This is a genomic window from Acinetobacter sp. AOR34_HL (genome assembly GCF_027854795.1).
In the GTDB taxonomy this organism is placed as follows: domain Bacteria; phylum Pseudomonadota; class Gammaproteobacteria; order Pseudomonadales; family Moraxellaceae; genus Acinetobacter; species Acinetobacter junii.
Map to the genome: position 1 here is coordinate 17731 of NZ_JAKTID010000057.1, position 25452 is coordinate 43182.

Annotated in this window: 26 protein-coding genes and 3 pseudogenes; 20 read left to right on the forward strand and 9 right to left on the reverse strand. The window is 36.7% G+C overall.

Translation table 11 applies throughout. The features are described from left to right. The 3 genes from cobT to MKL32_RS09990 are packed head-to-tail and all read left to right on the forward strand — an operon-like array spanning position 1 to position 2397. On the forward strand, positions 1-1071 hold the full coding sequence (gene cobT / locus MKL32_RS09980) for a nicotinate-nucleotide--dimethylbenzimidazole phosphoribosyltransferase (protein WP_270900487.1): 1071 nt from the start codon (positions 1-3) through the stop codon (positions 1069-1071). Continuing rightward, positions 1061-1660, forward strand: a complete 600-nt coding sequence (locus MKL32_RS09985; RefSeq protein ID WP_262579301.1) for a histidine phosphatase family protein — start codon at positions 1061-1063, stop codon at positions 1658-1660. The genes cobT and MKL32_RS09985 overlap by 11 nt, the downstream gene beginning before the upstream one ends. Beyond that, a complete protein-coding gene (locus MKL32_RS09990; protein ID WP_126131939.1) occupies positions 1657-2397 on the forward strand; it encodes an adenosylcobinamide-GDP ribazoletransferase in 741 nt (246 codons plus the stop codon). The genes MKL32_RS09985 and MKL32_RS09990 overlap by 4 nt, the downstream gene beginning before the upstream one ends. A 51-nt stretch (positions 2398-2448) precedes the next feature. On the opposite strand, the pseudogene MKL32_RS09995 reads toward MKL32_RS09990, so the two are convergent. From MKL32_RS09995 to MKL32_RS10005, 3 genes and pseudogenes are all read right to left on the reverse strand, one after another. Further along, a pseudogene (locus MKL32_RS09995) lies at positions 2449-3340 on the reverse strand (hypothetical protein); the annotation flags it as partial. Continuing rightward, a pseudogene (locus MKL32_RS10000) lies at positions 3334-3960 on the reverse strand (LysR family transcriptional regulator); the annotation flags it as partial. The pseudogenes MKL32_RS10000 and MKL32_RS09995, both read right to left, overlap by 7 nt. 175 nt (positions 3961-4135) lie before the next feature. Then, positions 4136-4567, reverse strand: a complete 432-nt coding sequence (locus tag MKL32_RS10005; protein WP_004911109.1) for an SRPBCC family protein — start codon at positions 4565-4567, stop codon at positions 4136-4138. Between the two features lie 218 nt (positions 4568-4785). Here MKL32_RS10005 and MKL32_RS10010 point away from each other — a divergent pair, with 218 nt between their 5' ends. From MKL32_RS10010 to MKL32_RS10030, 5 genes are all read left to right on the forward strand, one after another. After that, positions 4786-6990 carry a TonB-dependent siderophore receptor gene (locus MKL32_RS10010; RefSeq protein WP_039047953.1) on the forward strand — a complete coding sequence of 735 codons (2205 nt, stop codon included), beginning with the start codon at positions 4786-4788 and terminating at the stop codon, positions 6988-6990. 390 nt (positions 6991-7380) lie between these two features. Next, positions 7381-8376, forward strand: coding sequence for a DUF1852 domain-containing protein (locus MKL32_RS10015; protein WP_004954402.1), 996 nt, complete (start codon positions 7381-7383; stop codon positions 8374-8376). 23 nt (positions 8377-8399) lie between these two features. Next, the gene (locus tag MKL32_RS10020; RefSeq protein WP_004911103.1) at positions 8400-9428 is read left to right on the forward strand and encodes a methionine synthase; all 1029 of its coding nucleotides are present in this window, start codon (positions 8400-8402) and stop codon (positions 9426-9428) included. A 183-nt stretch (positions 9429-9611) separates the two neighbouring features. Then, positions 9612-10106: a flavin reductase gene (locus MKL32_RS10025; RefSeq protein WP_125298720.1), complete on the forward strand. Its 495-nt coding sequence runs from the start codon at positions 9612-9614 to the stop codon at positions 10104-10106. Positions 10107-10147: 41 nt separating this feature from the next. Beyond that, positions 10148-10945, forward strand: coding sequence for a sulfite exporter TauE/SafE family protein (locus MKL32_RS10030; protein ID WP_039907982.1), 798 nt, complete (start codon positions 10148-10150; stop codon positions 10943-10945). 59 nt (positions 10946-11004) lie between these two features. Here the strand turns inward: MKL32_RS10030 and MKL32_RS10035 are convergent, their stop codons facing one another. Beyond that, positions 11005-11703 carry a DUF1826 domain-containing protein gene (locus tag MKL32_RS10035; protein WP_212386623.1) on the reverse strand — a complete coding sequence of 233 codons (699 nt, stop codon included), beginning with the start codon at positions 11701-11703 and terminating at the stop codon, positions 11005-11007. A gap of 261 nt (positions 11704-11964) precedes the next feature. Here MKL32_RS10035 and MKL32_RS10040 point away from each other — a divergent pair, with 261 nt between their 5' ends. Together MKL32_RS10040 and MKL32_RS10045 are read left to right on the forward strand one after the other, a co-directional pair. After that, on the forward strand, positions 11965-13296 hold the full coding sequence (locus MKL32_RS10040; RefSeq protein WP_005402646.1) for a type II toxin-antitoxin system HipA family toxin: 1332 nt from the start codon (positions 11965-11967) through the stop codon (positions 13294-13296). After that, complete coding sequence (locus MKL32_RS10045) at positions 13293-13601, forward strand: helix-turn-helix domain-containing protein (RefSeq protein ID WP_004954417.1); 309 nt, start codon at positions 13293-13295, stop codon at positions 13599-13601. Before MKL32_RS10040 ends, MKL32_RS10045 begins: the two co-directional genes overlap by 4 nt. Positions 13602-13892: 291 nt before the next feature. On the opposite strand, the gene MKL32_RS10050 is transcribed toward MKL32_RS10045, so the two are convergent. Next, positions 13893-14318, reverse strand: coding sequence for a hypothetical protein (locus MKL32_RS10050; protein ID WP_270900488.1), 426 nt, complete (start codon positions 14316-14318; stop codon positions 13893-13895). A gap of 9 nt (positions 14319-14327) precedes the next feature. Further along, positions 14328-14519 (reverse strand): hypothetical protein, encoded by a 192-nt coding sequence (locus MKL32_RS10055; RefSeq protein WP_270900489.1) that lies wholly within the window; start codon positions 14517-14519, stop codon positions 14328-14330. Between the two features lie 121 nt (positions 14520-14640). Between MKL32_RS10055 and MKL32_RS10060 the strand changes: the two genes are divergently transcribed. The 8 genes from MKL32_RS10060 to MKL32_RS10095 all read left to right on the forward strand — a co-directional run bounded on the left by MKL32_RS10060 (position 14641) and on the right by MKL32_RS10095 (position 20098). Continuing rightward, complete coding sequence (locus MKL32_RS10060; RefSeq protein ID WP_270900490.1) at positions 14641-15879, forward strand: phage/plasmid replication protein, II/X family; 1239 nt, start codon at positions 14641-14643, stop codon at positions 15877-15879. Positions 15880-15888: 9 nt separating this feature from the next. Beyond that, a complete protein-coding gene (locus tag MKL32_RS10065) occupies positions 15889-16197 on the forward strand; it encodes a hypothetical protein (protein WP_270900491.1) in 309 nt (102 codons plus the stop codon). A gap of 1 nt (position 16198) precedes the next feature. Further along, a complete protein-coding gene (locus tag MKL32_RS10070) occupies positions 16199-16408 on the forward strand; it encodes a hypothetical protein (protein WP_270900492.1) in 210 nt (69 codons plus the stop codon). 209 nt (positions 16409-16617) lie between these two features. Then, positions 16618-16872 (forward strand): hypothetical protein, encoded by a 255-nt coding sequence (locus tag MKL32_RS10075; RefSeq protein ID WP_270900493.1) that lies wholly within the window; start codon positions 16618-16620, stop codon positions 16870-16872. Positions 16873-16995: 123 nt separating this feature from the next. Then, the gene (locus MKL32_RS10080) at positions 16996-18345 is read left to right on the forward strand and encodes a virulence factor TspB C-terminal domain-related protein (protein WP_270900494.1); all 1350 of its coding nucleotides are present in this window, start codon (positions 16996-16998) and stop codon (positions 18343-18345) included. After that, positions 18345-18629: a DUF2523 family protein gene (locus tag MKL32_RS10085; protein WP_270900495.1), complete on the forward strand. Its 285-nt coding sequence runs from the start codon at positions 18345-18347 to the stop codon at positions 18627-18629. Before MKL32_RS10080 ends, MKL32_RS10085 begins: the two co-directional genes overlap by 1 nt. Beyond that, complete coding sequence (locus tag MKL32_RS10090) at positions 18629-19753, forward strand: zonular occludens toxin domain-containing protein (RefSeq protein ID WP_270900496.1); 1125 nt, start codon at positions 18629-18631, stop codon at positions 19751-19753. The genes MKL32_RS10085 and MKL32_RS10090 overlap by 1 nt, the downstream gene beginning before the upstream one ends. A 165-nt stretch (positions 19754-19918) precedes the next feature. After that, positions 19919-20098, forward strand: coding sequence for a hypothetical protein (locus MKL32_RS10095; protein ID WP_270900497.1), 180 nt, complete (start codon positions 19919-19921; stop codon positions 20096-20098). A 192-nt stretch (positions 20099-20290) separates the two neighbouring features. Here MKL32_RS10095 and MKL32_RS10100 read toward each other — a convergent pair whose 3' ends face one another. Further along, positions 20291-21286 (reverse strand): AraC family transcriptional regulator, encoded by a 996-nt coding sequence (locus MKL32_RS10100; RefSeq protein WP_126132558.1) that lies wholly within the window; start codon positions 21284-21286, stop codon positions 20291-20293. A gap of 122 nt (positions 21287-21408) precedes the next feature. Here MKL32_RS10100 and MKL32_RS10105 point away from each other — a divergent pair. Next, a pseudogene (locus MKL32_RS10105) lies at positions 21409-21869 on the forward strand (NAD(P)H-dependent oxidoreductase). A gap of 66 nt (positions 21870-21935) precedes the next feature. Here MKL32_RS10105 and MKL32_RS10110 read toward each other — a convergent pair. Next, the gene (locus MKL32_RS10110) at positions 21936-22682 is read right to left on the reverse strand and encodes a TenA family transcriptional regulator (RefSeq protein WP_005402630.1); all 747 of its coding nucleotides are present in this window, start codon (positions 22680-22682) and stop codon (positions 21936-21938) included. 343 nt (positions 22683-23025) lie between these two features. Between MKL32_RS10110 and MKL32_RS10115 the strand changes: the two genes are divergently transcribed. Next, entirely contained in the window at positions 23026-24255 is a 1230-nt protein-coding gene (locus tag MKL32_RS10115; RefSeq protein ID WP_087539326.1) for a GGDEF domain-containing protein, read from the forward strand. A 98-nt stretch (positions 24256-24353) separates the two neighbouring features. On the opposite strand, the gene aroC is transcribed toward MKL32_RS10115, so the two are convergent. Then, positions 24354-25445, reverse strand: a complete 1092-nt coding sequence (aroC, locus tag MKL32_RS10120; RefSeq protein ID WP_004954434.1) for a chorismate synthase — start codon at positions 25443-25445, stop codon at positions 24354-24356. Positions 25446-25452 lie beyond the last annotated feature (7 nt).

Below are 25452 nucleotides of genomic sequence, written 5' to 3' on the forward strand. Positions count from 1 at the left end.
ATGACTGAACAAAATGCTTGGTACACAGAATCGGCACAACAAATTGATTTGGAAGCAAAACATCTAGCCGAACAACGACAACAACAACTCACTAAACCAACAGGGGCTTTAGGAGAGTTAGAACAGCTTGCGATTCAGTTAGCAAGTTTACAGGGTACAGTTCATCCCCAAATTCAAAAACCTTGGATCACGATTTTCGCAGGTGACCATGGTGTAGTTGAAGAAAATATCTCAGCTTATCCTCAAGCCGTGACACGTCAAATGCTTCAAAATTTCGCGTCTGGCGGTGCAGCAATTAGTGTTATTGCAAGACATCATCAGGCACGGTTACAAGTGATTGACTGTGGAACGGTAGGCGATCCCTATGATTATGTCGGTGTAGAGCGACATTGTATTCGTGCAGGAACAGCCAATTTTGCTCAACATGTTGCAATGACTGAACAAGAATGTTTTGCTGCATTAGCATTAGGTAAAACTAGTGTGGAGCTAGCTCAGTCAGAACAGGCTGATATTTTTATCGCTGGTGAAATGGGGATTGGCAATACTTGTTCCGCTTCAGCTATCGCATGTTTGTTGTTGAATGAAGATGCAGCACAACTGACAGGTGTCGGAACAGGAATTAATAATCAACAATTACAACATAAAATTGTAGTCATCAATCAGGCAATTGAACTCCACCAATCTAGTGTTAAGAATGATGCTTTGAAAATTCTAGCTGCCGTGGGTGGTTTAGAGATTGCTGCCATGACAGGAGCATATTTACGTTGTGCTCAAATTGGTTTGCCTATTGTGGTGGATGGTTTTATTAGTTCCGTTGCAGCATTATGTGCTGTTCGCATACAGCCAAGTTGTCGTGACTGGATGCTATTTGGACATCAATCAGCAGAATATGGTCATGTTCGTATTCTTAAAGAATTAAAAGCGCAGCCAATTCTAAAAATGAATCTAAGATTGGGTGAAGGAAGTGGTGCAGGCGCAGCATTGTCAGTGCTGCAATTGGCATGTGTTTTACATAATCAAATGGCAACCTTTGCCGAAGCTGCAGTAACAGGAGATAAAGTTGCGCCTTGATCTACTGCGACATGGTGAAACAACTTTAAGCCATACTTTACGTGGGCATACTGATGATGAACTAACAGAAAATGGTTGGTTGCAGATGCAATCAACCATACAGCAATATGTCGCTGGAGGTACTAATTGGGATGTTATTTTTAGTTCACCTTTACAGCGTTGTCATGCCTTTGCAATCAATTTAGCAGAGCGACTCGAAACACCTCTGCAATTAAATATGCATATCAAAGAAATGTATTTTGGTGATTGGGAAGGTATTTCGACTCAAAGCATTTATGAAAATGAGCCCGAGTTATTGGCAAATTTTTGGCAATTTCCAACAAAATATCATGCACCAAATGGTGAGTCTTTAGAACAATTTTTACAGCGTGTTCAAGTTGGCTTTGATGAAATCCACACTCAAATGAAAATACATCAATGGAATAGAGCATTAGTTGTTACGCATGGTGGTGTGATTAAATTACTCACTTGTTTAGCACGACATAAACATCTCAATGATTTATTAAAAAAGTCTGCTGAGCTTGGGCAACTGTATTCAGTAAAAATGTATAAAAACGATAGTCTCAGTTTTGAGGAAATCAAAGAATGACACCATTTTGGATCGCTTTGCAATTCTTGACTGTTTTACCCATCGAACTAAAACAGATACCAACTGCAAAGCAAAATGGTCAATCTGTACTTTTTTATCCACTTGTAGGCTTGCTAATAGGATTAACCCTATTTGGACTTTCAATTCTTCTCGTAAAACTACCGATTATTCTTGCTGCAACCATTATTTTAGTGATTTGGATTTGGCTTACGGGTGGACTTCATTTAGATGGTCTAGCGGATACAGCAGATGCTTGGGTAGGTGGTTTTGGTGATCGGGAACGGACCTTAAAAATCATGAAAGACCCAAGTTGTGGTCCTATTGGTGTTCTAAGTTTAGTTATTGTTTGCTTACTTAAATTTTCCGCTTTATATGTCTTGCTTCAACAACAGCTCTCTGCTTTTTTAATCTTAATTCCCATGCTGGGTCGCATTGTTCCTTTATTTTTATTTCTCACAACACGATATGTTCGAGAAAATGGATTAGGGCGTTCAATGACTGATTCTATTCCTAAAACTGTAGGATGGATGGTCTTTGTCATTACATTGGCATTGCTTTGTGCATTTAAATTAATTGGATTAGTTGCTTTATTCAGCTTTTTCTTAATATTAGTTTACTTAAGAATTTTGTTTATTAAGCGAATCGGTGGTATCACGGGCGATACTGTGGGTGCGACAATTGAGTTAAGTGAGACGGGTTTAATATTAACTTTTGTGATTGCTTTCTTTTATATCTAAGTGAATTTTTATAGGATTGATCCTTCTCAGAAAAGAAGGATCAATTCCGTTTTAACGTTTTCGAATTGCCAATACACTTCCCAAGATAACTAATACTGTAATCAGTCCCGCAATTGTTGCCAACAGAATGTTTCTAAGCGTTTTATCGATCGGTAACCATGTCCACTTATGCAAATATGCAAAACTAAAGCCCTCTATAGCATCTTGCTGATTTACTTGCGCTGCAATGACACCACTACTTGGCTCTATATAAAGTCTAAGCTGGTCATTTAAGTTTGTTTCAACCTTAATCACAGGTAAACGTTTATTGATAAAACCATATTCACCGCCAAAACGAGTTACCCACGAACTTTGAGTAAAATGCTCTAAAGGGAAGTTTAAATAATACGCTGCCAAATATTTGCTCTGCTCAAGAGGATTCAATTTTCTAGCATGTTTTGCATCAATTAACTCAATCGCTGGTGCAGCATTTTTTGCATGATGATGATGATCATGTTCTTTCGCTGTGGTCATGCTCCCTTGTAACTGAGGTTTTCCAGTCAATTGAATCATCCAGCCTGCATGAGCTTGATTCTGATCAAAAGCGATCGGTACAAGATTGAGTCGCTGAATTGGGCGTTGAACTGCCAATTGCCATGCTTAAGGGTTTAAATCTTGCGTATGGAAGATGGGCTGAATATTTACAAGTTCAGGTTTTTTATGCCAAACATGATAAAAACCACTAAACACCCATAACAAGATAAAAACACTTAAACTGATGCCCAGATAACGATGAAAAAATCGAATAGGCTTTTTACCTAAACGATGATTTTTACGGATGATTTTTACGATTGTGAATTTTGAAGAACAACCCGATTCCTATTAAGGTCAAAGCAAGAATGCCAATTAAAGCAATTTGCATCAAGAAACTTTGTCCTGTCCCCGGTTGATCTCCCCAAGTCCATTTTGCTCAACCAAGTGACGAACAATCGATGGCTTTTGTAGGGTAATAAAAGGATTGGAAAACAATTGTTGCCACGAAATACGTGCTTTATCTGCTAAGGGATGATTTTTAGGAAGCAAGGCGAGAAAGTCTTCATCAAACAAAGGCACAAACTCTAAGCCTTCGGTCAGTTCTGGTTCAAAACAAATGCCTAACTCAAAGATACCATCTTGAACTTTTTCGATAATGGTTTCATTTGGAATATCATGAATCGAAAAATTAAGGTTTGGATGCTCAGATAAAAAAGAATGAATCACATCAGGCAAGATCGCATGGGTAAAAAAGGGCATTGAGGCGATACTGAGTGTGCCGCGATTTAATTTAAAGCGTTGTTTAACGTCATTTTCCATTTCATCCCAATTTGCCAATAGTTTTTTTGCGTAGGGAATGAGAGATTTGCCTTCTTGAGTCAGTTCAACACGACGTGTATTTCGATTAAACAACTTACCGCCGAGTTCATTTTCTAAACTTTTTATACTTAGACTTAAAGCAGATTGACTTAAGTGCAGTTCCAGCGAAGCATTGGCATAATTTAAAGTACGCGCAAGTGCTAAAAATGCCTTTAGCTGCTTAAGAGTCATCGCTTTTCCTAAGTAAATTATTGAATAGATCTAATTTATCGTAAAAATAAGCTGAATGTTATTTTAGAAATTAATTTTGAAAGAAAAGTTGATCTATACAGCAAATAAAAACTCCCACAATCAGAAATTATGGGAGTTAAGATTCAAATTAGAGAATACGAAATTTCTCTAAAACTTATACTTTTAGTTTTTTAAGTCCACGGCTCACACCATTTTGTAATGCCAATTTGATAATTGGCCCAATAAAAGGCACACGACCCTTAAAGCTAATCGTATAGTCCAAACGACTACGATTATTTCCCAAATCAGTAAACTTCATTACGCCGCGATGCGCTTTAATTGGTGCAATACCACTAGTAATCGCGTATTCAATCAATTCATTTTCTCTATAGACTAAATTTGTTTCAACAAATGAAGGTGTGAGTGGTATAGATAACTTACGCGCTGAACCAACCCCATTACGTGCATCTTGACCATCACTCAAACGAGTCACTTTTGCTGGAGCGAAGAGCTTATTCAAATTTTCATGTTCGCTGAGGATCGCAAATACCTTTTCGACAGGGGCATTGAATTCTTGAGTGATGTTGATTTGTTGCATTTTTAGCATAGCAATTCCTTTCTTTTTTAATTTGACATGATGAATTGTCATTTTCAAATACTAACACGGTTTGGCTGAACTGGTCATTTTGTTTGTCGGATTATCGGAGTAGCTAAAAATTCAGATATATGTAAGCAAAGGCGCTTGTTCAAGCATCAAAAATTGTGAATACTCAGCCTCGAAAATTCAGGTTATACCATTATCTTTTTTGGGGTTAGGCAACTACTGTGAAAACTTATCCATTTTCATTTTCTCGTTTACAAAAAGCGCTTCTAACCGTTGGTTCATTTTCGTGTATGGGACTAAGCTCAGTCGTCGCAAATGCAGAAGATGAAAACACTGTTTCGCAACTTCCAACTATCACTTTAGCAGCACAATCCATTCAAAGTGTGTACTACCAACCTCAAATCAATTTATCAGGTTTTAATCAACAAACCGTTGCTAAAATTCCTGCTTCAGTGAGCACGATTACTGCCGAACGCATTGCTGATCAGCATGCAAAAACACTGGCTGACGTTGTGAAAAATGATGCTTCTGTAGGGGATGGTTATGCGCCTATTGGCTATTACTCAAACTTTATTATGCGTGGTTTCGCGCTCAATCTAGGTTCAAGTTATCTACTCAATGGCAACTTACTTAGAGGCGAGCAAAATGTTGCGTTAGAAAATAAAGAGCAAGTCGAGATCTTAAAGGGTATCAGCGCAATCCAAAGTGGTATGTCTACGCCAGGTGGAATAGTTAACTACGTGACTAAACGTCCAAAGGATATTCGTTCAGTTACCTTAGAAACAGATAGTCAGGGTGGTTATCGTATCGCAACAGATATAGGCGATATCGTGGGTGAAAATCAACAATTTGGCTATCGAATCAATTTAGCTCACGAAGAGATTCATCCGTATGTAGAGCATACAAATGGGAAGCGACTTTTTGGTTCAGTTGCTTTGGACTGGAAGATTTCTGATGATTCAAAACTTGAGTTTGATATTGAATCACAACGCCAACGTCAGCGCTCGGTACCAGGCTATCAATTATTAGATGGAAAAATTGTACCGACTAATGTGGAATGGGATCGTTTACTGGGTTATCAAAGTTGGAGTAAACCCGTTACTAATGAAAGTCTGAATACGAGTTTAAAATATACGCATCGTCTCAATGATGATTGGACAGCAAGCTTATCCGCTTCGCAAAGCCGTGTAGTCGTTGATGACTATTCAGCATTCCCGTGGGGTTGTTATAGTGAGATTTGTGAATTTACAGGTTTAGGCAATACCTTTGATCAAAAAGGTAACTACGATATTTATGATTTCCGTAGTCCAGATGATAGTTATTTAACAAATCAATTTAAAACAGGATTAAACGGCAAGTTCGCAACAGGGACATGGCAGCATAGCTTAAATGTCGAGTTATCTCATACCTATAAACGACGTGCTCAATATGATGCAATCAATCAACTCGTTGGTACGGGCAACATCTATAACAATACTGTGGACTATAAGCCTACAGATGTAGCTCTAGGCAATCGCTATAAGTCCCTTGATAGTCAGCAAACCGCATTAAATCTACTAGACCAAATCCGTTTCAATGACGCATGGTCAGTTCATATAGGTGGAAAAATCCTTTCTTTAGATGAGAAAGCTTATGATGCGGCAGCGAATATGATTCGTGATACAGATTTAAACCGATTCTTGCCACAATTTGCAGTGATGTACCAACCTTGGGAAAATACGCAAGTTTACACATCATTTAGCAAAGGTCTAAGTGATGGCGGACAAGCGCCGTGGTATGCCTTCGGTAATGAAGAAAAAGGGATTGTCGGTAATGCATTTGAAACACTTGCTCCAATCAAATCCACCCAATATGAACTGGGATTGAAGCATCAATTACCATCTATGTTATTTACAGCAGCAATATTTGATCTAGAACAAGATCATCAATATACGAATGCTGATAACTATTACTTAACTGATGGTAAACAACATAACTTAGGTTTAGAACTTGGTTTGCAAGGACGTTTGACACAGAATTTAGATATGGTCTCGACTTTGGCGCTGACTCGTTCACGCTTAAAAGAGATCGATGTCGCTGAATATCAAGGCCATCAAACTCAGAATGTTCCTAAAGTACGCTTTGCAACTTACTTATCGTATCAATTGCCACAAGTAGAAGGCTTAAGATTACTGGCTGGTACACAATACAGTTCAAGTAAATATGCCAATAAAATAGGCAGCGTGAAAGTTCCAAGCTACACAGTTTTTAATGCTGGTGCAGCTTATAACTTTAAAGCTAATGGCTATGAAAACACGTTAAGATTTAATGTAGATAATCTATTTAATAAAAAATATTGGAGAGATGCGGGAAGCTTCTTTGGGGATGATTATTTGTTCCTAGGCGCTCCACGCACCGCACAATTTTCTTGGTCGGTGAATTTCTAAATCCAATTCACTGATATGAATAAAGACGATCTGACTTAAAAATTGGATCGTCTTTTTTATATGGGATTCTGTTATTCAATTAATAAAATTCAAGTTTTATATCGTTGTAAACGAAAAAATAGAAAAGAAAGATTGTATGTCATCATCTAAAGAATAACTCCAAATTACAAACACACCCTTATAGCAATAATTCAATCAATATCCTGATAGTTTTTCAGCTCATGATGAAGTTCATTCAGGTTAGAGCACTGAAACCCATAAAAACACACAACCATGAATTTTATTCATCTTTTGGTTAGATTAAATCATTTTTACTCATGTGAACATTCATGTATAAATTATTTCATACAGAAATTCAGGTTTTATCTTAGAGATTAGGGTAGTAGTACAATGAGTAAAAAATTTACATGTTCTATTAAAAGTATTCGTTTTGATGAAAATTATCATCCTTCAGAAAGCACACGTCTTACAACTAACTTTGCAAATTTAGCAAGAGGTGAGAGCCGTCAAGAAAATCTACGTAAAACCTTACAAATGATCAATAATCGTTTCAATGACTTAGCACATTGGGATAATCCAAAAGCGGATCGTTATTCAGTTGAAATCGATATTATTTCAGCAAATATGGATATCGAAGGTAATGGTCATGCATTTCCAGTTATTGAAATGCTAAAAACAACAATTGTTGATCATCAGACAAATAAGCGTATTGATGGCATGGTAGGTAATAGTTTTTCATCTTATGTGCGTGATTATGATTTTAGTGTCTTATTACTAGAACACAGTAAAAATCAAGCAAAATTTAGTGCGCCAGATAACTTTGGTGTATTACACGGCAAGCTTTTTAAACACCTAATCAACTCAGCTGCATACAAAGCGAATTTTGATAAAGCACCTGTGATATGCCTGAGTGTATCGAGCACAAAAACATATTATCAAACTGCAAATGTACATCCTGTATTGGGCGTTGAATATCAACAAGACGAATATTCTCTGACAGATGAATACTTCAAGAAAATGGGGTTAAAAGTACGTTATTTCATGCCTGCTAACAGTGTAGCGCCATTAGCTTTTTATTTTTCAGGTGATTTGCTAAGTGATTACAGCAACCTAGAACTGATTAGTGCAATCAGCACAATGGAAACATTCCAAAAGATTTACCGACCTGAAATTTACAATGCTAACTCTGTAGCTGGCAAATGCTATCAACCAAGTTTGAAATACCAAGATTACTCTTTAACGCAAATCGTATACGACCGTGAAGAGCGTAGTCAGTTAGCTGTAAAACAAGGCAAATTCACTGAAGAGCAATTTATCAAACCTTATCGAGAGATTCTCGAACAGTGGGCTGAGAACTACACCGAACAAAATTATGCTGCTGTGTAAACCGATATAGAAGATTACTGATTATGAAAAGATTATTACCGACATCAACTGCTGGCAGCTTACCAAAACCCTCTTGGTTAGCTGAACCTGAAAAGCTTTGGTCGCCATGGAAACTCCAAGATGAACAACTTTATGAAGCTAAGCAAGATGCTTTAAGACTGTCACTGCACGAGCAATTACACTCGGGCATCGATATCGTAAGTGATGGTGAGCAAACTCGCCAACATTTCGTCACAACATTTATTGAACACTTAGATGGCGTTGATTTCCAGAAGCGTGAAACGGTTCGAATTCGAAATCGTTACGATGCAAGTGTTCCATCCGTTGTGGGTGCTGTCAGTCGTCAAAAACCTGTATTCGTTGAAGATGCTAAATTTTTACGTCAACAAACCAATCAACCGATCAAATGGGCATTACCAGGTCCTATGACCATGATTGATACCTTATATGACGGACATTATAAAAGCCGCGAAAAACTAGCATGGGAATTCGCAAAAATTTTAAATCAGGAAGCGAGAGAACTCGAAGCAGCTGGTGTTGATATCATCCAGTTTGATGAACCTGCATTTAATGTATTTTTTGATGAGGTCAATGATTGGGGTGTTGCAACTTTAGAAAGAGCGCTAGAGGGTCTGAAATGTGAAACAGCCGTACATATTTGCTATGGCTACGGTATTAAAGCCAATACAGATTGGAAAAAGACATTAGGTTCAGAATGGCGTCAATATGAAGAAGCCTTTCCTAAGCTTCAACAATCTAAAATTGATATCGTTTCGCTAGAATGCCAAAACTCTCGTGTACCAATGGATCTAATTGAACTAATTCGCGGTAAAAAAGTGATGGTAGGTGCGATCGATGTTGCTACTAATAATATCGAAACACCTGAAGAAGTTGCCGATACATTAAGAAAAGCTTTGCAATTTGTTGATGCTGACAAACTTTATCCATCAACCAATTGTGGTATGGCGCCGTTGTCTCGCCATGTAGCGAGAGGCAAACTTAATGCTTTAAGCGCAGGTGCAGAAATCGTTCGAAAAGAACTATCTAACTAATATTTTGAGCTAAATAGAATTTATGGTTTGCAATCAAAATGATGATCAAGCCATGAGTCTCTTTTAGCGTCAATCTTGACCAAAGATCGCATCTATAAAACACATGCAGATGATGTGCCTAAGAAGTGGAATAGCATGATATTGCTAAATCTAAAAGGTACGGTTCAATTGAGGAACAATTTAATGATTGAAGCAATAGACTTTAGAAATGCAATGTCTTTATTAACAAGTGCAGTGAGTGTTGTAACAACGATTGGCTCTACAGGTCGATATGGATTTACGGCATCAGCTGTGTGCAGCGTGACAGATTCACCACCAACACTTTTGGTATGTATGAATATCGCTTCTAGTTCACATACACACTTTGTTGAAAATAAAATTCTCACTGTGAACGTCTTGGCGGCACATCATCAGCATATGTCTAAAGTGTTTTCATCAAAGATGAGTCCTGAAGAACGTTTTAAATATGGTAGTTGGACAGAGTTAGAAACTGGCTCACCTGTGTTAAAAGATGCTTTGGTTAGCTTTGATTGTCAAATTGAGCAGATTCAGGAAGTTGGAACACATACCATTTTTATTTGTCGTATCGTAGCTATCCAACAAAGTCAGCATGATCAGGGGTTAGTCTACTTTAATCGTGCTTATCATCAAGTTGGGCAGATTGCAGAAATTGCCTGAGCCAACTATCTATTCATCCCTTTATTTTAAGAAAATATCTCGTGGAATTAATCATTTTTTTAGCCATCGGGGCTTTAGCTGGTTTCGCTGCTGGACTCTTTGGTGTGGGTGGTGGGCTCATTATCGTTCCACTTTTATATATCGTATTCACTCAAATGGGATACCAACCAGATGTCATCATGCATATGGCTTTGGGAACCTCATTGGCAACAATCATTGTGACTTCTATTAGTTCATTGATCGCCCACAATAAAAACAGCGCCGTGATTTGGCCTGTATTTAAAAATCTAACACCAGGACTAATCCTTGGTTCATTTTTAGGAGCTGGTATTGCGGGATTACTTTCTGGTGCAAATTTACAATTGATCATCGGGATATTTGTGATCTGGGTTGCTTACAAAATGTTCTTTGGGGCGAAAAATGTAATCGATCAGGGTAAGGTATTACCATCAACAACTCGACAAATATTTGCAGGTACAGGCATCGGAGTTGCTTCAGCAATTTTTGGTATTGGGGGAGGGAGTTTAACCGTTCCTTATCTAAATCATTATGGTGTAGTCATGCAAAAAGCAGTCGGAACCTCGGCAGCATGTGGCTTACCAATTGCCATCGCAGGTGCTTTAGGATTTATTTTTTTTGGTATGAAACAGCATATCAATGTGCCTAACACTATTGGTTTTGTACATATCTATGCATTTTTAGGTATTAGCATTATGAGTTTTATGACGGCTAAGCTTGGAGCTAAAACAGCACATATTTTATCGCCAATCGTACTTAAAAAATGCTTTGCTTTAATGTTATTGATCGTTGGATGCTTCTTTCTTTACAAAGGCATGTGATAAAAATCTTCTCCGTATAGCTCACTTTTCTGTGAGCTTTTAAAATCTTTTTCTAGTCTTTAACAAATCAACAGCAATCTATATTCTCCATCTATCTCTATCGGTGCTCTATGCACACAAGGTAAAACTTGTTGTGTTGGATGGTCGACTGCCAAACGCCATAGATGACCTAAACCTAAATTAACAGGTTTACTCTCAGGTTTTGCTCGGTAGTGCAAATCAAAGAAATATTCTTCTAAAAAATTCTCAAATTCGGCTTCTGGTCCATCATGTAGATTTTTTAGTTTTTCTCTAATTTCAGGAACTAGGATCTTTTGCTCAACTTGATCGTTTGGCAGAATCTCACTTGCCGCACCGTGATAGGTACATAAAAAAGTATCTGTTGGAATAGGCGAGCGATCAACATGAAATGAATAAACATCTGTCGAAATATAATCTAACTCATCATCACGTTCGTAATTTTGAATTAAGTTAAGCGTAGGTGATGCACCTAGTTCTGTTAATTGTTGAATATCCGAAATTATGATTTCTCTTGCTAAACGACCATATTCAGAAAGTTGTAAAGCCAATAAATCATCAACTGAAATCTCAGTGATATTTTCCTTTAACTGAAGTTTTTTGACGATTTCTTGAAAATCTCCATTCAGGTTTCTATACCAACAAATCGCATTTCTATCTCCTTGAAAATTAGAACTGACAAGTTCGGAGAAACTAGAAACCACGCTAATTTGCTTGTGATTAGAAAATGTATTCTTCATAAAAAGAAGTTTATCAAAAAGAAAATATGTTTAATGATACACAGTTCGATCACGTTAACAACGATAGATCGAATAGTATTTTTCATACCTTATAACAATGAAATAAAGGGTTTTAAATAGACACTGAGAAATTTATTTTCCACAGATCATTATGAGCAAATTTATGCTCAAAAACTTACATAAAAAATAATTATGCGCAAATATATTCACAAAAATAAAAAAATAGAGTATTTTTGAGAAAATAATTGCTCATTTACATCAATGAAAAAACTAACAATACAGGCGTTACTTGATCAAAGTTGGTTTGATATTGCTGAACTAACATTATTAGAACCTAAACTAGGCTCAGCAAGTGCCAGTGAATTAGCTTACGATTTAGAATACGCAATCCACAATTTGGACAAGCGAGATGAGCATGCCTGTAGTTTGTCGCTACCTGTACAACTACTAATAAAACATGAATCTAGTTCATGGTTCGGTTTTTTAGATGATATTGTTCCATCAGGTGCTGCACGCCGTTATTGGGTGAATTTTCTAGGTCTACAAAGACTAACGCATGCTGAGCAAGATAGTATTTTATTAGAAAAAGGTGGCATCGCACCCGTAGGCAATTTGAGAATAAAAGAAGCTCTTCCACCAATCAATCCTGAATCAACTCTGCATTTACGTTATTTTAGTCAAAGTGATGTTGCTGACCGAAATGTAGATTTTCTTGAATATGCACAGCAAATGGGTGCAATTAGTGGTGGTGCAACAGGAGCGGGTGGTGAAGCTCCTAAATTATTGATTCGTGCTACAAAAGATCAAAATATTTGGATTGATACTTATCAACAAAACTTTGATCAACCTGATCAACACTATCTAGTTAAATTCCCTAGAAATAATCGTAGTGAGATCGACTGTAATATTCTCAGAGCAGAATACTATTACTATCAAGAGCTAAAAGAGTTGGGTTTCAATACCATTGAAACTACAGAAATGAAGCTCATCGAAGGTGAAAAATATCCATCATTATGGCTACCAAGATTTGATGTTGAATGGCATAACCAAAAATGGCATCGTCATGGGCTTGAATCTGTCTATTCCGTATTAAATAAAGCTTCGGGTAGCCATCTCAATCACTTTGAAGTGATTGAAAATCTATGCAATTTACTGATATCTATTGATTCAGAGTTTGATTCAGAACAATTCGTTTGTGAGTGGTTACAGCGAGATTTACTCAATATTATTTTTGGTAATTCTGATAATCATGGGCAAAATACTTCATTTCTAAAACAATCTGGAAAAATTTCGCTTGCTCCAATTTATGATTTTGCTCCAATGAAAGCTGATCCAGAAGTTGTCACAAGATCAACAACTTGGGGAAGTCCTTACGAGGAAGGAGGAGAATATCAATGGGAGCAAATTACACAAAAGCTTGCACATTTATGCGATCCGAATTTGTCTCTAACTACATTGAAATCTTTAGCAAGTCATCTTGTTGGGCTAAAACAAAGATTAATAGATAAAGGTGTACCAAAACAAATTATGGAGATTCCAGCGCTTTCATTTGACTATGTTGAAGCTAAATTAGAAAGATGGGAACTATTATGAATACAAAAAATCAGACTCAAGATCGTCAACAAGTTCTTATTGATCTATATATGCAGTACTTATTGAATGAAATCACATTAGGGCAATTATTGGCGTATTTGCGAAAAAATATTCTTGGTATGTCTCAGGAACAATATGCAAATTTAGTCGGTGTAAGTCGCAGGACGTTAACTGATATTGAACAGGACAAAGGAAAACTTACTCAATCTGTTTTAGACAAGGTATTTAAACCACTTGGATTGAAAGCAGGACTTGTACCGACTCATGAGCACATTGTGAGAAAGATCATTAAACCATCAGAATGAGATCAATGGCCATGGAACATATAGTTTCCTGATAAAAGATATTAAGAATCGGCTAATTAATAAGCTTTCTACTTTTAAGTTATTGAATTGTAGTTTAAGTAAGAAGGATATGAAGTTATGATTAGGTGTATCGGATTTAACATAATTTGAAGTTATGCGACATTCTCTATGCCTATACGCACGGATGAGGGAGGAGGAGCTTGCCGACCGACCGACCCGACATCCGTGCGTAAATCGTGAAAAAAGTCCACGTTCTCTAGTGTGGACTTAACTCCCGAAAATGGGAAAATTTTATTTTTTAAAAATCTTTTCTTGATCTTCTTTTATATGCTTACTTGATAATATAGCTTTATATAAAAACAAAGGTATCCCATCTTCTAAGTCATTGCTTTTTAGTTCTTTGTTACCATCTCTATATTCAAAAATTGCTATTGGGTAATTGTCTTTATCTGCTATGTAAAATCTTCTATTTTTTACTATCACATGTTCATTTAGAAATTCACGTTGCAATATCCTCATGAATTTTGCCTCATTCGGTGACAATAAATTTAATTCACGTATCCTATCTGCATCATTTTCATACATTACTTTAGCTTTTTGCCTTTCTATATATGTCATTCTTTTTATTATTTTATCTTTCTTAACTTCTTCTTTTTGTGATTTTTTATATAGAAATCCCAAAATAAATCCAATAATGATTCCTGTTATGAAACCCATGTTTTTTCCTTATTTTAGAATTACAACCTTTCCACTTTCTGTTACTTCGGCAAGTTCAATTGCTTGCTCTAAAATTATGTGTGCCAATTCTGTATCTTTAATTGGTTCGCATTTTTTACTGATCAATTTTTTATTAAGCTCGACTGCTTTATTTCTTAATAATTCTTTCTCTTTGCTGTTCAGTCGTAGCATATCTGCCATTTTCATTTACCTAAAAAAAACAATGATTACATTCTAAATAAACATGTATACATGCTTTACATGAAACATGTAAATATGTTAGCTTTCCAACAATAAGAAACATGTATACAAAGTTACAATCATGCTAGATAAAATCGTAATGCATATTCCTGTTGATGCTTCTCTGGTGGATATCACCAGTGATGGTCATCATTGCATTTTCGGTTTTGACATGCTTGATCTTGGTTTAAAAAGGGTTGGTTCTTGGAGTGTTTATAAAAATGAGGATGGTGATGTTAGACACGTTGCTTTAAATCATTCTTATGAAAAATTACCAACTTCTTATACAAGTATGGCTTTCAAGTTTTTCCACGAAGGTCGTTTTTTTCCCCATGTTGAACTTAAAGCAAGCCCTGCAAAAATTCTGCAAGGTCACAACGTTTATGGCACTGATTGGATAGAACAGGGCGCAATGGAAATGCTCGGCTATTTGGCTGAATCACACCCTATGCTTTATTCAATGTTGGCTATCTCTGAAACAGAGGTTTTACAGCTTGATGCAACATATTCCGCACGTTTAAGAGATGACAATCAAGTTGCTCAGGCTCTCGATTTTATGCGCAACATGTCATCACGCCATATTCGTAAATCACAAAAACAGATCGTTTATAAAAATACGGTTTACTTTGGTTCTGAGCGTGGCAAACGCTTTGCTCGTAAAGTTTACGGCAAGTCATGTGAGTTTCAGAATCAACTTGAAGAACAAACCAAACTTGCTAAAGCAAATGACAAATGCGCTCAACGTGTTGTCAAAGTCATGTCTGACCCTGCATTACAAGCATGGACGAAAGGCTTATTACGCTTTGAAACTGGCATCAAACGCTACGTTTTAAAAGAACTCGGTATACCTACAAATCTATTTCAACTCATACGTTATCAACGCGAAAATCCTACTTTTTTAAAAGACCTATGGGTCAAAGCAAACTCCGAACTATTTAAAGCCCTTGAGGGTAATGCCATGAAATGTACTGATCCTGATTCCGTTTTTAATCATTTGTGTTCCGTTTATGCAAAGCGTACAGCTTTAGGCCGTGTCTCACTTACTAAGGCACGTAATTTATTCACTTTCTACACAAATCTTGAAGCACATGGCTTTGATGTTTTAAAGACACGCTATTCAGATACTCGCTTCTACGCAAATATGGCTGACTTAATAGCAGCAGGCTATTCAAAAGCATTTCTTCAAAACCTACATATTGAATCCAAAAATAACGTTATCCCGTTTATCAAACTCGCTGAAATCAATTTCGAGAATCAAGTACCGCCTGACTTTAAAGAGCCAGTTTCTACATTTAATCAACGTCTACTCAAAATCGCATAGGTGAACAATATGTCTCAATTAATCTTTAAAGCAAAGTTGCTCAATGTTGAAACATCAGTAAATGAGAAGGGCGTCAATATCCGCCTTGTATTTGAATCTACACGTTACGACAAGGGCTTGGATCAGCATGTACCTTGCTCGCAAAACGTAAAAATTATTGAAGATCATCATCACATGGTTGAACTTTACAAGTCATTTAAAGGACGTGAAATTTATATCCCTGTAGAAGTAACTCCAGTAGAACGCAACATTTATTACAAAACAACTGGAGACGGCAAGCCGTTAATGCTCGAAGAAAAACAAGTTAAGGCTGCCTGAAATGTTTGACCCTAAATCAGATTTAATAAAGGAACGTGTAGAACGCTTTATTGATTCATATTCGTCATTTGTTGTTTGTTTAAATGATCAAGTGAATGACACGTTACATGATTTATGCCTTGAAGAACATGCGGAAATACTTCAAGCAAAACTTGTTAATGATGTTCTAGTTAGCTTGATCATCTCTGGCTTAGAAGAAAATAGGATTTAAAAGAATATGGCATACGTTTGTGAAACAGTCGAGATAATCAACAACGTACAAACGTGTGTTTCATATGTTCAATTTACTCCAAATTGGTTGGATGAATTGAACAACTTAGGAAGAGCCGAAACCAATCAGCTTTTGACCGAGATAATTGGCTTTTGGCTCTTATGCTCTGGGCTGCGAATGCTGCTCAAATTTATCGAAAGGTGATCATTATGACACAAGAACAAAACGTACAACGTAAACAAACTTTACGTGAAAAAGTAAATCATGCTTCAACTGTTGCTGCTGTAGCTGCTACTCCAGTGCTATTGGCATCAAATGCAATGGCAGCGGAGGGCGATATTGATGTATCAAGTTTAGCACTTGGCGGCTTGGGTGCTGCTGCTGCTGCGGTTTTCGTAATCAAAGCGGGTCCTTCATTGCTAATGTGGGGCTATCGCAAAATTCTCGGCTTCGTTGGTCGTTAATTATCTTGCCCAGTGTTTCGGCACTGGGTTTTACTTCTGTGAAGTAAGTCTATGAATACTTTATATATCATCGTTGCACTTGTCGGGTTCTTCATATTACTTAGCTAGTGCTAGGGGTTAAATATGGTTCACCGTTTTAATTTATTTGTCTTATCAATACTTCTTGTTGTTTCACAAGTCATGATGATGAATCAAGTCCTTGCTGCTGGTCTTGGTGGCTGGACAATTACAAGTCAGATTGCACAAGGTTCTTCTTTAGCCCTTGAAGCTACAAAAAACATTTTAATAAATGGTTCTAATGTAATACAAAACAGCTCTGCAAAAATAAAACCTACTGTCGGAGCTGTCTCAAAAGTCTTATCACGTGGTGCAGCTGGTTATGCTTTATCAGTAGCTGTTGAGCAATTACTCGGCTCAGTTGAATGGGTTCTTGACCCGGCAAACAATCAGATCAAATATTGGGAAACAGATACTACCTTGCCACCTAACACATGCTCTAACTATTATCTCCTGAATTATGAATCTGAAAATCTAACAACATCACAAGTCATTTCTAAAATCAAATCAAGTATCGAATACAGAACACCTTCAGCGTTTGCAAAAAACTACAATGGAATCATATCAATTTCATGTACTGCCACAACTGTCACAATTGTTGTTGATACAAGTTGGTGCCAATCAAATTGTGGACCTGCTCCTGTTTATACTTATGGTGGTACACCCGGCTCACAAACATATACAGCAACGATCGTCGGCAATGTCGAAAAAGATGAACCAAAAACACTTCCTTTAACTACTGTTGCTGCTCAAGTTATTTCAAACGCTGATTCTCATGCAGATCAAGAAAAAAAAGTAGGAGCACAAGCAGCAACAACACAAGCAGCTCAAGACATGCTTGCAAATGATGTAGCAACACAATCAGATGTAGAAAATCAACTCAATGCTAATGCAAGAACACAAACATCAGAAGAAGCAGCAGCCGAAGCAACACCAAAAGATCCAACTGCACCTCAATCAGGCACTGACATAAAAATTACTTTCCCAGTCTTCTGTTCTTGGGCACCTTCTGTATGTGTGGCTGCTCAAACTGTAATTTCATTTCCTCAAACACTTACAAACTGGTGGAATACAGGAAAAACTAAAGCAGAAACTTGGGCACAATCCATTTCTGAAGCATGGACAGCTACAAAAGAATGGATGAATGAAGAAGAAACTCCTGAGCAAATAACACAAGTAGAAATAGATCAAACAGTACCTGTTGTACCTAATAACCAATATTTCAACTGGGGTGCATATTGTCCTTTCACTCCAGGCTCACAAACAATTTCACTTGAAGATACAAATGCACCTATTGACTACGATCTAACGTCTTGGTGTGACATGGCAACAGACATAAGACCATTTGTACTTGCAGCAGGTGCATTGATGTCTTTTTTAATTGCATCGGGAATCATTATGGGGAGAGATGACTAATGATGAAGTTACTCATTGCATTCGGTGAATGGCTTTTAAAAGGTTCTGTTAGATCGGCACTACTTGGAGCAGGTTTGGGCTTAGGTACTGGAGCTGCTGTACTCACTGCATTAAATATTTACATTGACCGTTTAATTACACAATTCGGCACTCTGTCAAACGATGTCATGGGATTGCTTGCATTATCGGGTGTGCATGTTGCTTTATCTGCAATTATCAGTGCTGTTGTATTCAGACTAACAATGAATAGCGCTAAAGTTTCACTCATAAAGAGATCATCATAATGTCAAAAATTAGATTAATAACTGGCGGTATTGGTACTGGAAAATCTCTTTGGACGACAGAGCAGCTATTTCAAGAAAATGAAAAAACACCTGACCGTAAAATATATACAGATATAACGGGTATTAAACATACAGGCATTTTAAAAGCGCCTGATGATTGGCGAGACATACCGAATAATAGCTTGATTGTATATGATGAAGTTCAATATCGTGATCTATTTAGTCGACACAATTCTAAGAGAGACAAGCAAATACTTGATTTAACGACAATTCGCAAACGAGGTATAGAACTTTGGTTGATCACGCAAAGAGCTAGATTCTTGAATGCTGACGTTCTTGGTTTAGTCAACGAGCATGTTCATTTAGAACGAGTTGGTCAAAAAGTCAGTAATGTTTATATATGGCAAGAAGCTGAACTAAATATTACAAAAACTAAAAAGCTATTCGCATTTGACAAATATAGATGGTCATATCCCGAGCATTTATTTGGTTTCTATGAATCAATACAACCTGATGCAAAACATAATAAACGCTCATATTTAAATAAAGCGGTTGTTGGTGTTGTTATTACATTAATACTTGCATTAATTGCAGGGATTATATTTGTATACAATGCATCAAAAAAGGGAATATCAGCAACAGGTGTAGAAACTAAGAAACCTGAAAAACAGCAAACAGCACAACCATTGCAAAATACTAAATCAACGCAAAGCCCTCCAGTGGCTGCCGATCTGAGCGTTGAATGTCGAAAGGGCGTTAACGTAGAAAAACCTGAATGCGTAAAATGGTTCGATGAAATATCAAAAAACGGTTCTTCCTTTTCTACTGGAGACAATGGACAAACACTTGTTGTTTATAATCCAAGTCAGCCATATGATGATCAAATACAAAAGTCTGTTTCCTATCAAGTTACCACACAGCCTGTATTTAGTGGTTGCATGAAAACAGGTTCTAAATATCAGGCATATACGCAACAAGGAACAAAACTTGATGTTTCCCAAGCCGATTGTGAACGATTGATCAAAAATAATGATCGACCATTTAATTATTTCGCTTCGTCAAATCAGTCAGTAAATCAGTTTGACCAGGCTAATCAAAAAATACCTGAAAACAATCAGTTGTAAAGATTAGGCTCTTGTCAAAAATGTCAATTTCCTTTCTCTGATTACAAAATCCTCCCGTTAGATCCATAACGGGTTAAACCATAAAAGCCGTTCAGGGGAATTGGCGTGCCCGAGCAGTGCGCAGGGTCGACAAGGCGTAGTCTACGGTTTTTAACATGGTGATTTATGAACACTGATAAATTGATCGTAATGCTTGATTCGTATCTTGAATTGCTCCAAGAACAAAATGCAGATGATGGGCAGATCACAGATGTAAAATTGATGGTGTGGGCAATACAACAAGATATGAAGCTGCAACGGTTTCTAAATAATTTAACAGTGAGTAATTCATACTATAGGCGTTAGAATTTCCGCATAACTTAGGTTATGTTCATTAGGTTGCCGTTGACAGCGTTCCAGTTCAAGCTGTCAATGGTCGTCATTGCGATTTTAAGAGCGTTAGCGGTGTGTTGTGACGATTCACAAGCTATTTAACATAATATACATTATGCGAAATAAAATAGATTTGAAAAATCTACACTACATATCTATTCATACTTACTTCCTAAATGCTTTTGGCGTAACACCAGTCCAATTTTTAAAAGCTCTTGAGAAATGAGAAACGTCTGCATAAGCTAAAGACTCAGATATTTCTTGTATAGATAGTTCATTTTTAATCAGCATGGCTTCTGCATATTGTTTTTTAACTTCAGCAATCAAAGCTTTGAATGTTGTGTCTTCAATTTCCAAATAACGCTGTAACGTTCTTGAAGACATATTTAACTGCTTGGCAACCTCAGATAAGTTCAATTGACCAATATTCTTTTGGATTAGACTTATTTTTATCAGCTCAATGATCTGCGATCGTATAATTGACTTTGTTTGTCTGCTTTTTATGTGTTTATCTGTATCACGAATACACTGTTTCTTTGCAAGTTTAAAAACAATCTCATCAGCAGTCTCTAAATGTATATTTAGTAACTCTCTGTCAAAGCAAACAGTATCCGTTACTTGCTCAAATTTATAAGCAAAATTATTATCGATAAATAATTGTTTTTGCTTAAGAAAAAAAATATCTGATTCGGTTTTTATCAACTTACTTATGATATTCGCAAAACTTGCTACAAGAAATGCTATAAATTTATTTGTGCTCTCAGATTCACCTAGCATATGAGTAAGATATAAAAATGCTTTTTCACCTTCAATTTCCAATCTCAGCTTGAATACACTACAGTATAGACCAATAAATTCTTCTAAAACTCTCAATGCCTGCTCAAGGTTTTTTGAGGACATTGCAGCAATACCAACATTTCCATAATGAGATACTTTCATTTTGTTTGCCATAAGGATTGGAAAGGCAGCATTACCAGTTAAACGGACTGATTTTTCAAGTAATTGAATAAAAACGTCCGAATCAACATACCAATACTTTTTTTGTAAATCTTCAAATGTAATATGTGTTTCAGCAAGAACTTCCTCTGATGAAATCCCCCATTCTTCTATAGTTTCAATCAATAAATTTACATATGTACCTGGTAACCTTGAAATTAGCATTGACACTCCATTAATCATTTACATTGGCGTGAAATGGTAAATATTGTCGAGTCATGAACTATGACAGCTTTTTTATTTACGGCATAGTAAAAGATAAAATTCTTCATCAAGGCCAATATTAAATGAATATTTTGATTGTTCATGCACATCCTGAACCCAAGTCCTTCACATCATCTTTAAAAAATACTGCTAAAGAAAAACTTGAAAAACAAGGACATTATGTAGAAATCTCTGATTTATATGAGATGAATTTCAATCCAAACGCTTTTACAATCATGGCGGAATGACTGGAAAAAAAGCGATGCTGTGTCTGACTCTGGGCGGTCGTGAGCATATGTTTGGTGATAAATCAATTCACGGCTATATTGAGACTTACCTATCTTCAATCCAACGAGGAAGTTTGGCTTATGTAGGTTTTGAGGTACTTCCGCCATTTATTGCTTATCATGTTCCTTATATTAAAGATGAAGATAGAATGAACATCATTGAAAAGTTTGAATATTATTTAAACAATATAGATCAATTAACGCCTTTAGAGTTTCCAAAATTAGAAAACTTTGATGAGAAACTTTATCCGCTTTAACAAAATCAAAATTATAAAAAAACAGTCACACTTTTATAAAAATGTGACTGTTTCAATCATTAGAACTTAGTTTTTATGTTGAATCTTATAGCACTCATCCAAAGCTAACTCATAATAAGCCAAACCATCTTGAGCTGCCTGAAAAGTTTTTTTCTGTAAAACAGGATCTTTGTCACATAATCTTTTGATTAATTCCATCGCTTCATATGGATGTAAATCATCATAATGCGCATGAGCTCTCAACCAAGCCAATGATCTTTTATTGATATTGACTTCAGGATGTGAAGTATAAGTTTGAATCCCTTTGTAGACTTGGATTGTCCAATCACCTGTCGCCCACTCAATGGCTAAATTTGTTGCGGCAATACTTTCAGCCAAGCCACCTCTAAAATTTACATCCCACAAATAATGATTCACAGCATTCATCGCCGCAGGAGGCCTTACGTTATTTAACATCTCAACAGTCAAACCGAATCCACCTGCCCAATCTTGATACCAATTTAAATGTCTTTCTTCAACTTTGATATTTTGGATTAACCAGTCTCGGGTTTCGGTTACACCATCTAGAGCAAAGTTAGTCGCTTTAGCTAATGCACCTGCCATGTATGACGGAAAATGAGCAACCAATGGATAAAAATTTAATAATGCAGAACGAAAGCACTCAAGGCTTAAATCCCCATTTGCCATGTCCACAAATAATGGATGTTTACTCACTCTTTCTTTAGCAGGTACAAGCTCATCCCAGAACTTTTGCGCCCAATCAGAATGAGGAGTGATTTCTAATTTTGTGCTGTATTGATTCATAGCAGTCATTGCGATGCATCCTATTTCGTATGACTTAATTCAATCACTCTGTATGTGATTGATGCTTTTTTCTAAATTGTATCTTATTGCTCCAAATATACAATCATTCTTGGTAAATTTGTAACAGTTTTTAAGGGTTTGATATTTTATTCGTCTGAATCATTATATTATTTAATAGATTTTAATAAATTCGATCAATGGATGATGCGTGGGGACTAATTAAAGTTGAATTTTGCACTAATTATTTTTTTATTATCGAATAAAAATTTTTAATTTAATTCGATGCAACATAGTTTTTTAAATAATCCCTATTTTACATGTATAAAAATATTTGGGAGTGGTGAGAGATAAGATGAAGTTGAAGGCTTCCAATATTTTGGGACAAGAACAAATCGACTTGTTAATTTCTCGCGGGCTAAATTTAGTTTGGTTTCCTAAAGAATTAGAATCGATCTACAAAGATCAGTATAGAAATGAAGCAGCTTATGAGTTTCGTTATAGAGCTCCTATTATTTTAGGGTTATATGCATTTCTAAGCTTTGGTATCTATCAAGTTCTCCCTTCAGGCATGCGTTTTGAATGGTTTGCTTATTATGGCTGGGTCGGCATTATCATTATGTTTGCTTGGCTACTTTCTTTTGTGCCAAATCTTAATAAATGGTTTGATCATTACGTTTGTTTAGGTTCAATGGGTGCCGTTGCAATCACATTTACCCTCATTAACGTACTTGAGCAAGGTCAAAATAACGTTTTATTCCATGCATCAATGATGTATGCCGTTGTAATTATTTATGGCTTCGTTGGAATGCGTTTTTACACAGCCATTATTGCTGGTTGGGCTGGTGGATTGATTGGCGTAGCTGCAAGTACTTGGCTAAATGGTTCTATTGATTGGACTTATTTACATCGCACATATACTTTCAGTAGTTTTTTAGGCATGGCTTTAGCTTATGCAACTGATCGACAACATCGAGAAAACTATCTACAAAATTGCATGATTGAACTGAATCGTCTTGAGTTGATGCGTCAAGCACAGCAATTATCAATTTTATCTCAACAAGATGCTTTAACGGGCTTAGCAAATCGTCGCTATCTAGATGAAGTACTTGAGAACGAATGGAAAAGAGCCACTCGACATGAGATGCCACTTACCATCATGATGATTGATATTGATTTCTTCAAACTCTATAACGATACACTAGGTCATATTCAAGGTGATCAATGCCTTAGACGTATCGCAATTATGTTGGGTTCGATTGCATCAAGAAGTGGAGATTTAGCTGCTCGGTATGGCGGTGAAGAGTTTTTGCTATTGTTCTCTATGACTGATCGAGATCAAGCTATTATTCAAGTTCAGCGCTTAATGGAACTAATCAGAAATATTGGTATTGTGCATCCTCGAAGCAATATATCTAAGCACGTTACGATCAGTGTTGGTGTGGCAACAATTACACCAACATTAAATGACAGTCTTTCAGAGTTTGTATCTCAAGCAGATCACGCATTATATATTGCTAAAAGTAATGGTCGAAACCAATATCATATTGCAACATCTAATAATAAAGTTTCAGAGTTATTATAACCACTAAAATGTAATTTAAATTTATTTAAATAATTTTATATTATTTTAACCACTGATAAAAAGACACCTATTAATTTAATAATAGGTGTCTTTATATTTTATGGTTCTATAGGTTTAAATGGCGGAACTACATCTGCATTCTGAGCACGATGTCTTAAAAAATGATCCATCAATACTATTGCCAACATTGCTTCTGCAATAGGTGTAGCACGCACACCTACACACGGGTCATGTCGCCCTTTCGTTAATACATCTGTATTTTCACGATCAATCGTGATTGTTTTACCTGGTGTTGTAATACTAGCAGTCGGTTTTAGAGCGATTGCAACACGGATTGTTTGTCCACTTGAAATACCACCTAGAATTCCACCAGCATGATTTGCAAGAAAACCATCTGTAGTGAGTTCATCACGAGTTTCGTGACCAAATTGACCCGCAACAGCGAAACCATCCCCGATCTCAACGCCTTTTACAGCATTAATGCTCATCATCGCATGTGCAATATCAGCATCTAATCGATCAAAAACAGGTTCACCCCAACCCACAGGAACCTTCTCAGCAAGGATTTCCAGTTTAGCCCCACAACTTGTTCCTTGCTCACGTAATGAAGTCACAAGTTGTTCAAAACGAGGGACAGCATCAACATCACCACAAAAGAATGGATTATTTGGCACTTCATTCCAATCTAATTTCTCAGCAACCTCATTACCTATTTGAGTGACATGACCACGAATATCGATTCCAAATTTCTCAGCTAGGTATTTTTTTGCAATAGCACCTGCAGCAACACGCATAGCTGTTTCTCGAGCGCTTGAACGACCACCACCACGATAATCACGGAAACCGTATTTTTGCGTGTAAGTATAGTCAGCATGACCAGGGCGGAAAGTTTGAGCAATATTACCGTAATCTTTTGATTTTTGATCTGTATTACGAATTAGTAAACCGATCGAAGTTCCGGTTGTTTTTCCTTCGAAAACACCTGATATGATTTCAACTTCATCAGGCTCTTTACGTTGTGTTGCGAACTTAGAGGTACCTGGCTTACGGCGATCTAAATCACGTTGTAAATCTGCTTCGCACAGTTCAAGACCTGGTGGCACTCCATCGACAATTGCCATTAAGCCAGCACCATGCGATTCACCACAAGTTGTTACCTTAAAGAGTTGCCCAATACTATTCCCTGCCATGTTTTAG

Excerpts from the sequence above, each read along its gene's own strand:
- MKL32_RS10080 (WP_270900494.1), top strand. The coding sequence starts at position 16,996 with ATGGTTCACCGTTTTAATTTATTTGTCTTATCAATACTTCTTGTTGTT.
- MKL32_RS10035 (WP_212386623.1), bottom strand. The coding sequence starts at position 11,703 with ATGAAGAATACATTTTCTAATCACAAGCAAATTAGCGTGGTTTCTAGT.
- MKL32_RS10025 (WP_125298720.1), top strand. The coding sequence starts at position 9,612 with ATGATTGAAGCAATAGACTTTAGAAATGCAATGTCTTTATTAACAAGT.
- MKL32_RS10020 (WP_004911103.1), top strand. The coding sequence starts at position 8,400 with ATGAAAAGATTATTACCGACATCAACTGCTGGCAGCTTACCAAAACCC.
- MKL32_RS10045 (WP_004954417.1), top strand. The coding sequence starts at position 13,293 with ATGAATACAAAAAATCAGACTCAAGATCGTCAACAAGTTCTTATTGAT.
- MKL32_RS10085 (WP_270900495.1), top strand. The coding sequence starts at position 18,345 with ATGATGAAGTTACTCATTGCATTCGGTGAATGGCTTTTAAAAGGTTCT.
- MKL32_RS10065 (WP_270900491.1), top strand. The coding sequence starts at position 15,889 with ATGTCTCAATTAATCTTTAAAGCAAAGTTGCTCAATGTTGAAACATCA.
- MKL32_RS09990 (WP_126131939.1), top strand. The coding sequence starts at position 1,657 with ATGACACCATTTTGGATCGCTTTGCAATTCTTGACTGTTTTACCCATC.
- MKL32_RS10100 (WP_126132558.1), bottom strand. The coding sequence starts at position 21,286 with ATGCTAATTTCAAGGTTACCAGGTACATATGTAAATTTATTGATTGAA.
- MKL32_RS10115 (WP_087539326.1), top strand. The coding sequence starts at position 23,026 with ATGAAGTTGAAGGCTTCCAATATTTTGGGACAAGAACAAATCGACTTG.
- MKL32_RS10070 (WP_270900492.1), top strand. The coding sequence starts at position 16,199 with ATGTTTGACCCTAAATCAGATTTAATAAAGGAACGTGTAGAACGCTTT.
- MKL32_RS10095 (WP_270900497.1), top strand. The coding sequence starts at position 19,919 with ATGAACACTGATAAATTGATCGTAATGCTTGATTCGTATCTTGAATTG.
- MKL32_RS10005 (WP_004911109.1), bottom strand. The coding sequence starts at position 4,567 with ATGCTAAAAATGCAACAAATCAACATCACTCAAGAATTCAATGCCCCT.
- MKL32_RS10055 (WP_270900489.1), bottom strand. The coding sequence starts at position 14,519 with ATGGCAGATATGCTACGACTGAACAGCAAAGAGAAAGAATTATTAAGA.
- MKL32_RS10040 (WP_005402646.1), top strand. The coding sequence starts at position 11,965 with ATGAAAAAACTAACAATACAGGCGTTACTTGATCAAAGTTGGTTTGAT.
- MKL32_RS10075 (WP_270900493.1), top strand. The coding sequence starts at position 16,618 with ATGACACAAGAACAAAACGTACAACGTAAACAAACTTTACGTGAAAAA.
- aroC (WP_004954434.1), bottom strand. The coding sequence starts at position 25,445 with ATGGCAGGGAATAGTATTGGGCAACTCTTTAAGGTAACAACTTGTGGT.
- MKL32_RS10060 (WP_270900490.1), top strand. The coding sequence starts at position 14,641 with ATGCTAGATAAAATCGTAATGCATATTCCTGTTGATGCTTCTCTGGTG.
- cobT (WP_270900487.1), top strand. The coding sequence starts at position 1 with ATGACTGAACAAAATGCTTGGTACACAGAATCGGCACAACAAATTGAT.
- MKL32_RS10050 (WP_270900488.1), bottom strand. The coding sequence starts at position 14,318 with ATGGGTTTCATAACAGGAATCATTATTGGATTTATTTTGGGATTTCTA.
- MKL32_RS10015 (WP_004954402.1), top strand. The coding sequence starts at position 7,381 with ATGAGTAAAAAATTTACATGTTCTATTAAAAGTATTCGTTTTGATGAA.
- MKL32_RS10090 (WP_270900496.1), top strand. The coding sequence starts at position 18,629 with ATGTCAAAAATTAGATTAATAACTGGCGGTATTGGTACTGGAAAATCT.
- MKL32_RS10110 (WP_005402630.1), bottom strand. The coding sequence starts at position 22,682 with ATGACTGCTATGAATCAATACAGCACAAAATTAGAAATCACTCCTCAT.